Annotated in this window: 4 protein-coding genes; 3 read left to right on the top strand and 1 reads right to left on the bottom strand. The window is 42.8% G+C overall.

Annotated elements, in window-relative coordinates:
• Window positions 1-207: 207 nt before the first annotated feature.
• Window positions 208-2,985: a TonB-dependent receptor domain-containing protein gene (locus AC5JMF_RS23580; protein WP_495798134.1), complete on the bottom strand. Its 2,778-nt coding sequence runs from the start codon at window positions 2,983-2,985 to the stop codon at window positions 208-210.
• 491 nt (window positions 2,986-3,476) lie between these two features.
• Here AC5JMF_RS23580 and AC5JMF_RS23585 point away from each other — a divergent pair, with 491 nt between their 5' ends.
• The 3 genes from AC5JMF_RS23585 to AC5JMF_RS23595 form a co-directional block, all read left to right on the top strand.
• Window positions 3,477-8,819 (top strand): amino acid adenylation domain-containing protein, encoded by a 5,343-nt coding sequence (locus tag AC5JMF_RS23585; RefSeq protein ID WP_495798135.1) that lies wholly within the window; start codon window positions 3,477-3,479, stop codon window positions 8,817-8,819.
• A gap of 365 nt (window positions 8,820-9,184) precedes the next feature.
• On the top strand, window positions 9,185-10,441 hold the full coding sequence (locus tag AC5JMF_RS23590; protein WP_495798136.1) for a glycosyltransferase: 1,257 nt from the start codon (window positions 9,185-9,187) through the stop codon (window positions 10,439-10,441).
• A gap of 42 nt (window positions 10,442-10,483) precedes the next feature.
• Window positions 10,484-11,860 (top strand): type I polyketide synthase (locus AC5JMF_RS23595; RefSeq protein ID WP_495798137.1); only part of this gene is annotated, 1,377 nt, incomplete at its 3' end.

The raw sequence follows: 11,860 nt of genomic DNA on the forward strand, positions 1-11,860 counted from the left end.
GGGACTGGGGACTGGGGACTGGGGATTGGGGACTGGGGACTGGGGACTGGGGATTTGGGATTGGGGACTGGGGAAGACGCGGAGACGGGGGGACGCGGGGACGCGGAGAATAATTAACAAATGACAATTCCCTATTCCCTGTTCCCTATTCCCTGTTCCCTATTCTCTACTCCCTACTCCCTACTCCCTACCCCGAAGGGGTTATCGTTACCAAGTAAAACGGTAGTTGAGGCGAACAGTCCTACCTCTACCTGCTAGCTCATAAAAATTGCCTCCCAGGTCAAACCCAAGCGAACCTCCAGGTGTGGTGTATTGCTCGTTAAACAAATTTTCTATCCCTAATTCCAAGCTTCCTGTACCAATCTTGAGATTGCTGATGTAATCCACAGTCAAGTAACTGTCTACCGGTACTAGGTCAGAACCGGCTTCAAAGCCTTGGCGGCGATCGCCTACAAACAAAGCTTGCAAACGATTACTCCAACCGGGAGTAGTTTGGTGCTGGACATAGGCTGTTAGTTTCAAGGGTGGAACTTCAGTGGAACTTAGTGCTGCAAAGCTGCCATCTCCATCAATATCGTTTTCACCTCCTTGCAAGGTAAAAGTACTCCCCAATAGCCATTTGTCATCCACTTGCCAATCAAGGGTTGCTTCCACACCGTAATTACGCTGTGGCGCTCTGGCCAAATTTAAAACACCGGGTTTATCCGGGTTCTCTACTAAAGCAGAACCCAAATCTGATTCACTGTAAAAAAGTGCCACAGATGCTTGGACACTTCTCCAATTACCCCGAACTCCAATCTCGTAGTTATTCACTTTTTGGAGTTCGCTCAGATCTACGTCTCGATCAAAATCAAAACCTGCTGTAGCATTAGCAAACAAAATCCGAGCAATTGGTGCCAGTGACAAGCCTTGAGCAAAGTTAGCATATAAACTCACTTCCTCAGTTGGCTTGTACACCAAACCAACATTAAATACCACATCGTCTAAGCTACGCTTTCCACCACCAATATCTTCCAAAAATGAATTGGTAAAGTCAGGAACATCAATATCAAATTTTTCGTAGCGCAAGCCGCCACTTAACAACAAATTCGGATTGATATCCCATTTCGCCTGACCAAACAAGCCCAAGTTTTCGATACTAAAGCGGGGATAATTAGTCCTCCTTTCGATCAGTCGCAGCACTCTACCATCACTATTGTCAAAATCTACAGGATCGAAAATCAGAGTGTCGTCTTCCAGATGCGCTTTGGAGTAATCAACTCCCCAAGACACGTTTGCTGTCTCAAACAAGGGAGTTTCAACTAGCAATCGTCCTCCCCACTTATCATCTTTGGCATCTCTACTACTAATTCCGAGAGGATCTTCTGGATCAAAAATTCTGCCATCAAAGTACAAAGGAATAATTCTGGTAGAGCGATAGTAGGCTTGGGCATTTAACTTACTGCCAAATAAGTCGTCGTGGTTATAACTCAGATTTAAGGCGGTGTTCTCATTGAAAGGTTCGTCAACATTGATGTACTGGGGATTGAACTCAGTCGCACGAACTTTACCGCTAAACTGCGGCACGTTGGAACTAGGATCGGCTGTAATGCTGGGATCGATGCGATCGCGATTATAGTTGGCACTGATTTGCAAGCGTTGGTTAGAGTCGAAATTGATCCCAACTTTCGCTAATGCCTCAAGAGTCTCTGTTTCCGCTGTATTTTCTTCATAGGGAATGCGATCGCCTGCTGCATCATAGGCAATACCTGTATTCCTGTTAGCGAAGAGTGCAAATACGTCAACATTGTCCTGCTGGATCGAGATAGATTGACTGAAAAAGTTACCAAAACTGTCTTCTTGCAAATTGCTCAAAGAAGCATCCACACCAACATTAGTTTCCAGTTTCACCCCTTGTTCTGTTGGCTTGCGAGTAATGATGTTAATCACCCCTCCGGTAGCACCGTCTCCATATACCGCCGAAGCACCGCGTACAACTTCCACACGTTCGACAGCATTGGGAGAAATACTTCTAAGATCTCTGTTAAAACCAACGTTACTGTCGTTTGATGTTACCGGAACCCCATCAATCAAGATTTGCGCTCCTCTACCCCGGACAAATTGATTTCTGATTGTGCCAGTTGGCGGCCCTGCACCGGGGGTCAATCTGCCGATAATGTCGCTCAAATCTCTAGATACCGCTTGTTGCTGCTCAATCTGTTCACGGCGAATAATCGTGACGCTACGCGGCACATTCTCTAACTCTTCTTCGGTACGAGTCGCTGTCACTACCAGTTCTATCGGCTCTTGTGGATCAGTTGCCGGCTGTTCTGGTTGAGTTTCAGTTGCTGGTTGTTCTTCTGGTTGAGTTTCAGTTGCTGGCTGTTCTGGCGTTTGAGGTTGCTGTGAAGTAGATACAGATGGGGTGACAGCAAAAATCAGACCCTCATCACTATCAAACAACTCGATTTGCGGTACATCTGCCTCACCGAGAATTATGACTTGAATGCTATTAGCATTCTGATTTGTTACCGTTACCTCAGTAATTCCGCTACTGGGTTGCTCTCGACGAAATGTATTACCTTCAGGTAGACGTAGTTGAGCATTCGGTATATCAACGATATACGCCTTATCCTGATTCCTAGTTGACACTTGCAGTCGATCGCCTTTAGCAGTCTGCAAAACTATTTCCACCCCTTTTTCTGTAGGATTCACCTGAATTCCTGTCACTTCGACGATTTCAGGTGTTGGTGATGGATTGGGTGTTGGTGACTGCGCCAGTTTCTCAACGCTTTGGGATACAAAATTACTCTCGCTCAATCGGCGGATCTTTCTGACTGGTACATTGATTGTTTGAGGGCTAGCAGTTTTGTCAATTGAACTATTAGAAGTCTGATCAGACTCTACATCTATAGTTTTTAGCTCCTGACTCAAACCAGGAGTTGCCAAAAATATAATTGCTGAGCTTGTTAGCAACAAGCACTGAATTAATGGTCGTAGTCTCATTTTGTTTCTATTTCCCTCACACCCAACAGTACCTCTCAACCTGCTGTTGATTGGCAATAAGCTATTAGTACTATTAGCAGTTTTTTAGCAAAAAAATCTATAAAAATTATATAAGTCAATGTAGTTGCATCTACTTTTTATTTGATATTGATTATCAAAAACTTATCGGCTGATAACACTTAATTGCTAAAATATCAAACACGATAATTTAGCAAACAGAAGCTTAAAAAGATTGCCGGAGCTACTTAAAAGCTATTTTTGCTGATAACATTCAGAAACTATTGTTTCACTTATATCACAAAGTAGATATTTATTCTCAATAAATCTCAGGAAATTTATCAGCGACTTTTTATGAATTTTTTTTAAGACACGGATCTTAAAAGCTGAAAATTACATTAGTATTTTTGAGTTCACTTGAAAATTGTTTGCAATAATTTTGGGGTATTTGCGCTCCTAAGTCTATTTTGGTGTGCATCATCTGAATCATAGAAATGGCTCAAGCATCTAACAACTTCTCAAAAATTTTCTGTCAAGATTCGACATTTGTTGATGTACTGCGCTACAGAAGCTTGACACAACCAGATCGCAATGCTTTTACTTTTTTGGTAGATGGCGAAACGCAAGAAACAACACTGACTTACCAACAGTTAGATCGGTGTAGTCGAGCGATCGCAGCTAAACTACAAGCATTAGGTTTAAACAAAGAGCGTGTCCTACTGCTTTACCCACCAGGACTAGATTACTTATGTGCTTTTTTCGGTTGTTTGTATGCAGGTGTAGTAGCGGTTCCTGCTTACCCGCCCCGTAATCGGCGCAATACGCCCAGAATCCAGGCGATCGTCCAAGACGCCCAAACTAGAGTTGCTCTGACAACAACACAAATTCTACCGACAGTAGAATCCTTACTTACGGAAAAAGCAGGTTTAGATAATTTGGAGTGGTTAACCACTGATAACCTAGCACCAGGAATAGAAGATGCTTGGCAACAAACGCCAATTGCAGCAGATACACTAGCTTTTTTGCAATATACATCAGGTTCTACAGGCATACCCAAAGGCGTAATGCTGTGTCATCGCAACCTGCTACATAATGCCGCCATCACCTACCAATTCATGGCACATGGGGCTGAGAGCAAGTTTATCTCGTGGCTACCCACATACCATGACATGGGCCTAATCGGTGGTATACTACAGCCTTTGTATGGGGGCTTTCCTTGCATCCTCATGTCCCCAGCAGCTTTTTTGCAGCGGCCGTACCGTTGGTTACAGGCTATTTCCAGATATCAAGGAACTACAAGTGGTGGCCCAAATTTTGCCTACGATTTGTGTACGCAAAAAATTACTCCCGAACAACTCCAAACTCTTGACTTGAGCAGTTGGAGTGTCGCTTTCAACGGTGCTGAATCCGTCCGATGGGATACTTTAGAACGATTTTCAACCACCTTTAGAGCCTGTGGTTTTCGGCGTGAAGCCTTCTATCCCTGTTACGGAATGGCCGAGGCGACTCTGATGATTGCCGGCGGTCAAAAAGCGATCGCACCCACGATTAAAAAAGTTCAGAAAACTGCATTAGAACAAAATCAAATCGTTGAGGTTACAGACAATAATCCAGATGTTACAACCTTAGTAGCTTGTGGTCAAAGTGTACCTCAACAGCAAATAGCGATCGCCAATCCCGAAACATTAACTCGCTGTTTGCCTAATCAAGTCGGGGAAATTTGGGTATCGGGGCCAAGCATCGGTCAAGGTTATTGGAATAATAGCGAACAGACAGAGCAAACATTCCATGCCTGTCTTCAAGATCCGGGTGAGAGTTCATTTTTACGGACTGGGGATTTGGGCTTCTTGGACAATGGCGAACTCTTCGTGACGGGCAGAATCAAGGATTTAATTATTATCCGGGGTCGTAACCTTTACCCACAAGATATAGAACTAACCACAGAACGTAGTCATCCATCATTACGTCTAACTAATGGTGCAGCCTTTGCCGTGGAAGTTGATAACGAAGAAAAGCTCGTAGTTGTACAGGAATTGGAGTTTCGCGCCAAACCAAATCTTGATGAGGTGGCTGTCGCAATTCGTCAGGCAGTAGCAGAAGCACATGAAGTGCAAGTTTATGCTGTAGTTCTGATTAAACCAGGAACCATTGCTAAAACTTCTAGTGGTAAGATTCAACGCCGTGCCACTCGTGCCCAGTTTCTCGCCAACAACTTAGAGATAGTCAGCAGTAGCATTCTGAACACCACTAATTTTGCGACAACAGAGAATAGATTCCAGCGTCAAGCCTTGTTGGGATTAAGCTCAGATGAGTGTGAGTCAATTTTAGAATCATATCTCAAAGAGCAAATAGGGCGATCGCTCTCCATTCCATCAGACGAGGTGAACTTCCAACAGCCATTAAGCAGTTTGGGACTGGACTCTTTAAAAGTTTTTGAATTAAAAAATCAAATAGAAACCGATCTCCAAGTCACCGTATCCGTATCAGACTTCTTTGAAGATTTGGGGATCAAAAAGCTAGCAACAAAATTACTCACTCAACTAACAACAGCATCTGATGTGCCGTTGCTATCCCTGACTCCAGCCCGCAACACCACACAAACCCACCCTCTATCGTTTGCTCAACAACAGTTATGGTTTATTAATCAGCTAGCTCCTGATTCTTTGGCATATCACATTCCCGTAGTTATTAACTTCCAAGGTGATGTCAATGTTGCAGTTTTGCAACAGAGCCTAAACCAAATTATCAGTCGGCACGAAATTTTACGAACAAACTTTTTAGTAGTAGATGGAGAACCCACTCAAACAATCAAACAAGCTGCATCTTTAACTTTAACGGTTGAAGATTTATCAGAATTGCCAGAGATAGAGCCTATCCAACAAACACAACATCTGGCCACATTAGCGAGTCAGCCATTCGACTTGTCTTACCAACTACTGTTGCGTGCCAAGCTTTTGCGTTTTTCACAAACAGAGTATCAGTTGCTTGTGAGTTTGCACCATATTATTGCAGATGGTTGGTCTGTGGGGATTTTGATTAAAGAACTGGCAATTGTTTACGAAGCATTAGCCACTGGGAAATCCTCTGTGCTTCCCCAACTGCCCATCCAGTACACAGATTTCGTCTACTGGCAGCGGCAGTGGTTGCAAAGCGAAAACATTAAACCTCAACTCGCGTACTGGAAGCAACAGCTAGGTGGTAATTTGCCTGTCTTGAATTTACCTAGCGATTATCCCCGTCAGCCAATTCAAACCTTCAAAGGTGCGAGGGCGAAATTAATTCTGTCCCCAACGCTGAGTGCAGAACTAAAACAGCTCAGTCATCAGCAGGGAGCAACCCTGTTTATGACCTTGTTGGCAGCATTTAAAACTCTGCTTTACCGTTACACAGGACAAACGGATATCCTCGTAGGTTCTCCTATCGCCAGTCGTAACCGCACAGAGATAAATACATTAATTGGATGTTTTGTCAATGTTTTGGTGTTACGTAGTGACCTCGATGGCGAACCTAGTTTTAGAGAATTGTTGTTGCGGGTAAAATCGACCGCTTTGGCTGCTTACGTTCACCAAGACATACCTTTGGAAAAGTTAGTTGAGGAACTACAGCCACAGCGAGATCCCAGCTACAATCCCCTATTTCAGGTGATGTTCGTTTTGCAAAATATTCCCATTCCCACAACCGAGTTATCAGATATATCAATGACTTGTCAGGAGGGAGAAAACGGCACAGCTAAGTTTGATCTGACTCTGTTTGTAGAAGACACAGAGCAGGGATTAGTGTCAACGTTAGAATACAACACTGACCTGTGGAATCTAGATACTGTGAATCGCATGTTGGGACATTTTCAGAGGTTGCTAGAAGGCATAATTACCAATCCTGACGAGTCGATAGCACATTTACCTTTACTAACACAATCCCAAAAACAGCAGTTAATAGTTGAGTGGAATAACACCAAAACAGACTATCCTCAAGACCAGTGCATACACGAGTTGTTTGAGCAGCAAGTCAAAAGAACACCGTCTAATGTTGCTGTTATCTTTGAAAATCAACAACTCACTTACCAGGAGTTAAACAACCGAGCCAATCAGCTAGCACACTACTTGCAAAAACTGGGCGTGAAACCAGAGGTACTGGTTGGTATTTGTATGGAACGCTCCCTAGAAATGGTAGTGGGAATATTAGCAATCATGAAAGCGGGTGGGGCCTATCTACCGCTTGATCCCAGTTATCCCCAAGCGCGTTTGGCGTTCATGTTGGCAGATGCTCAAGTGTCAGTGCTACTGGTACAACCACCTCTGATGTCAGAATTAGCACCACATCAGGCGCAAGTTGTATGTATAGATACTAGCTATGAATTGGTTGATAAATGCCAAGAAAACCCAATTAGCGGCGTTACACCAGAAAATTTAGCCTATGTAATTTATACCTCTGGCTCTACAGGAACACCCAAGGGGGCGATGAATACCCATAAGGGTTTGTGCAATCGCCTACTATGGATGCAAGATACTTACCAACTTACATCAAGCGATCGCATTTTACAAAAGACTCCCTTTAGCTTTGATGTCTCCGTTTGGGAATTTTTCTGGCCGTTGTTCACAGGTGCAAGTTTAGTGTTAGCCAAAGCAGGCGGACATCAGGATGCTGGCTATTTAGTTCAACTGATTGCCCAGCAACAAATCACTACACTTCATTTTGTCCCCTCAATGTTACAGATGTTCTTAGAAGAGCCAGAACTGGAAAAGTGCAGTAGTATCAAACGTGTGATTTGTAGTGGTGAAGCACTGTCGCCTGAGTTGCAAAAACGTTATTTTGAACGTTTAGATGCTCAATTGCATAATCTTTACGGGCCTACAGAAGCTTCTATTGATGTCACTTTTTGGGCTTGTGAGCAAAATAGTGATGAAAAAATTGTGCCGATTGGCCGTCCGATTGCCAATACACAAATATATATTCTTGATCAACATTTGCAACCTGTGCCGATTGGCATTGCTGGCGAGTTGCACATTGGTGGAATTGGACTGGCGCGGGGCTATTTGCATAGAACTGAGTTAACGCAACAGAAGTTTATTTCTAGTCCCTTTGAGGCAGGGGGAGCAAGAGGAGGACAACGAGAACGCCTTTATAAGACTGGTGATTTAGCCCGCTACCGTCCAGATGGAAATATTGAATTTTTAGGGAGAATCGACAATCAAGTCAAAATTCGCGGTTTCCGCATCGAACTTGGAGAAATAGAGGCATTTTTGGCACAACATCCACGGGTAAGAGAAACGGTAGTTGTGGTTAGAGAAGATATACCAAATCAACATCGTTTAGTTGCTTATTTGGTTCTTCATCAAGAGGCTGTATTTTCTGTGGATGAATTGCGCTATTTCTTGAAAGAAAAGCTGCCTGAGTATATGGTTCCTTCTGTGTTTGTGGTATTAAAGGTTTTGCCGCTGACACCTAATGGTAAAGTAGACCGCCGTGCTTTACCAATTCCTGATACTTTGCCCGTAACTTATCAGGCTCCGCAAAGTGAAATAGAACGTGCGATCGCTAATATTTGGCAGGAGGTATTACATTTAGAAAAAGTGGGTATAAATGACAATTTTTTTGACCTGGGTGGTCATTCATTATTGCTAGTTCAAGCTAATGGTAAAATGCGAAAGTTTTTGAACCAAGATATATCAATTGTGGAAATGTTTCAGAATCCTACTATTGGTTCTCTAGCTCAATATCTTAGTCAAACTTCTGAAGATGAATCTGCTTTTAAGGCAATGCATAACCGTGTGCAAAAGCAAAGAGAGGCTGTCAATAGACAAAAGCTATTAATGCATAAAATTGCCAAAAAAAAATGAATAAAAAGTTAACTGAACTATAAGAATTTGACTTGATTAATTTGTACGCAGTGAGTAGAAAATGGAAACTGTGGATGAAGGAGCAGGACGAGGCAGGGTAAGAAATCACAAACACCAATTCCCCATTCCCTATTAAGAGTTCCGTAGGTTTAAGTCCCCCGGTTCTATAATCGGCAAGTTTTGTGTTGGGGTTAAATCCCCATTACAAAATTTAATTACGTTAGCGCAGCGGTAGCGAGTCCGCGATAGCGTTAGCGTAAAGCCTACGGCATAGCTTCGCTTAGAGCGACACAGGAGCGTCGCGTCATTACGAATTACGAATTACGAATTACGAATTATTTAAGAGTTCCCTACTATCAAGACTGATGCATATTACAATTTTGACATGGGGTTCAACCGGAGATGTCCAACCTTATATAGCGTTGGGTTTAGGATTACAAAAGGCTGGTCATCTAGTTCGATTGGCGACTAGACCGGATTATCGAGAATTAGTTGGTAAATGGGGTCTGGAATTTATTTCTATTGACTGTAAAGCTTGGTATCGAGATTATGCAGATGGGTTTGGTCAAAATCCTTTTGTGATTGCTAATTTTTATAAGCAAAGCTTACAACCTATTCAAGATAGTGTTTTACCTCTTTTGTATGATGTTTGTCATGATGCAGATGCAATTATTTTTTCTCCGCCCGCATTTCCGGCTTTTGAACTTGTTGAAAAGTTAGGCATACCAGGTTATGCAGCTTGTGTTTCACCACTACATCAAACTTATATGTTTCCCAATCACTTTACTCGTAGTAATCAGTCTTGGGCAGGTGTTTATGGTATTTATAACTGGCTGACTTATCCATTTTTTAATCAATTATTTTGGCAACATATTCGCCAACCTATTAATCAGTGGCGAGAGCAAATTCTGGGTTTGCCTCCTGTGCCTTTACTATTGGATTTTTTTAGTAGAATGAATCGGCAGCAGTTGCCTTTTCTTTACGGCTACAGCCCGGCTTTTTTACCCAAGCCTGCTGATTGGCCTGATTGGGTTGATGTTACTGGCTATTGGTTTTTAGATAGTCCCCAAAGTTGGCAACCACCAACAGAATTAGCAGAATTTTTAGCTGCTGGTTCCCCACCGGTGTATATTGGTTTTGGTAATAAAGGCGGTTGGAAATCGGCAAATTTAACAAAATTAGTGCTAGAAGCGCTCTCTATTTCCCAACAACGAGGTATATTACTAATTGGGGAAGATTTAGATGGAACGGTTGATTTACCGGATGAAGTTTTTCCCATAGAATGGGTACCTTTTGATTGGCTATTACCACGAACAATGGCAGTTGTACATCACGGTGGAATTGGTACGATCGCTGCTGCTTTACGTGCTGGTGTTCCTTCTATTGTTGTCCCATATAATTACGAAAATTATTTCTGGGCACATCACTTAGCTGAGTCAGGTTTAGGGCCACCACTAATTACCAGAAATCATCTTTGCGCCGAAAGTTTAGCGGCTGCAATTAAAATTGCAATTAACAACAAAACTATGCGGAATCGTGTAGTTGAAATGAGTAAAAAAATTCAGGCAGAAAATGGTGTAGCACGAGCAGTAAAAGTATTTCATCAACATTATTTTAATTAATCAGGAAAAAGACGTATGAGTAGCGCTCAAATCGATGAGCTAATGGAAGGAATAGCTATTATTGGAATGGCAGGTCGTTTTCCCAAAGCTAAAAATATTGCTGAGTTTTGGCAAAATTTGTGCAATGGAGTAGAGTCAATTTCTACTTTTACAGATGAAGATTTAATCGCTAATGGAATAGAGACAGCGTTACTCAATGATAGTAATTATGTAAAATCTGGAACCGTATTAGAAAATATAGATTTATTTGATGCTGCTTTCTTTGGTTTTAATCCTAAAGAGGCAGAACTCACTGATCCACAACACCGAATTTTTTTAGAATGTGCCTGGGAAGCTTTAGAAGATGCTGGATATGATTCCAATAAATCTGAAAATCGGACGGGAATTTATGCTGGTGTTGGCTGGAATAGTTATCAATCTTTTAATTTAAATCAAGACCAAATTGGTTCAGCGAATAGTTTTCAAAAGTTGATTGGCAATGATAAGGATTTTCTCACTACTCGTGTTGCTTATAAATTAAATTTACAAGGGCCAAGTATTACGGTTCAAACTGCTTGTTCTACTTCATTAGTTGCTACTAATCTTGCTTGTCAAAGTTTATTAAATTATCAATGCGATATGGCTTTGGCGGGTGGTGTTTCGATTCGCGTGCCACAGAAAACAGGTTATTTATATCAAGAAGGAGGAATTTTATCGCCTGATGGACATTGCCGGGCTTTTGATGCCCAAGCCAAAGGGACGATTATCGGTAATGGTGTGGGAGTTATAGTTTTGAAGCGGTTGACAGAAGCGATCGCCGACAGGGATCATATCTATGCAATCATCAAAGGCTCGGCTATCAATAACGATGGTTCACAAAAAGTAGGCTACACAGCACCCAGCATCAAAGCCCAAGCAGAAGCGATAGCCGAAGCTTTACTCATTGCTGGTGTTGAGCCTGAATCCATCGGCTATATTGAAGCTCATGGCAGCGGCACGCCACTAGGCGATCCGATTGAAATAGCAGCACTTTCTCAAGTATTTCGCGCTAGTACCAACCAAAAAGGTTTCTGTGCTATCGGTTCGGTAAAGACAAATATCGGGCATTTAGATGCGGCGGCGGGAGTTGCAGGACTAATTAAGACAGCCCTGACTCTCAAACACAAGGTAATTCCACCCAGCTTGAATTTTGAACAACCCAATCCTGAGATTGATTTCGCCAACAGTCCTTTTTATGTCAACACTCAACTGAGGGAATGGCAAACAATGGATACCCCCCGCCGTGCGGGAGTAAATTCCTTGGGTATTGGTGGTACTAATGTTCACGTCATTCTCGAAGAAGCCCCTGTTAGAGAGCAGGGGACGTGGGGAGGGGGGGAGAAAGAGGACGCGGGGACGCGCGGACGGGGGGACGCGGGGACGCGCGGACGGGGGGACGCG

The sequence above is a fragment of the Desmonostoc vinosum genome, from assembly GCF_059505385.1.

Coding starts and splice junctions, on each gene's coding strand:
- AC5JMF_RS23580 (WP_495798134.1), bottom strand. CDS start 2,985: ATGAGACTACGACCATTAATTCAGTGCTTGTTGCTAACAAGCTCAGCA.
- AC5JMF_RS23590 (WP_495798136.1), top strand. CDS start 9,185: ATGCATATTACAATTTTGACATGGGGTTCAACCGGAGATGTCCAACCT.
- AC5JMF_RS23585 (WP_495798135.1), top strand. CDS start 3,477: ATGGCTCAAGCATCTAACAACTTCTCAAAAATTTTCTGTCAAGATTCG.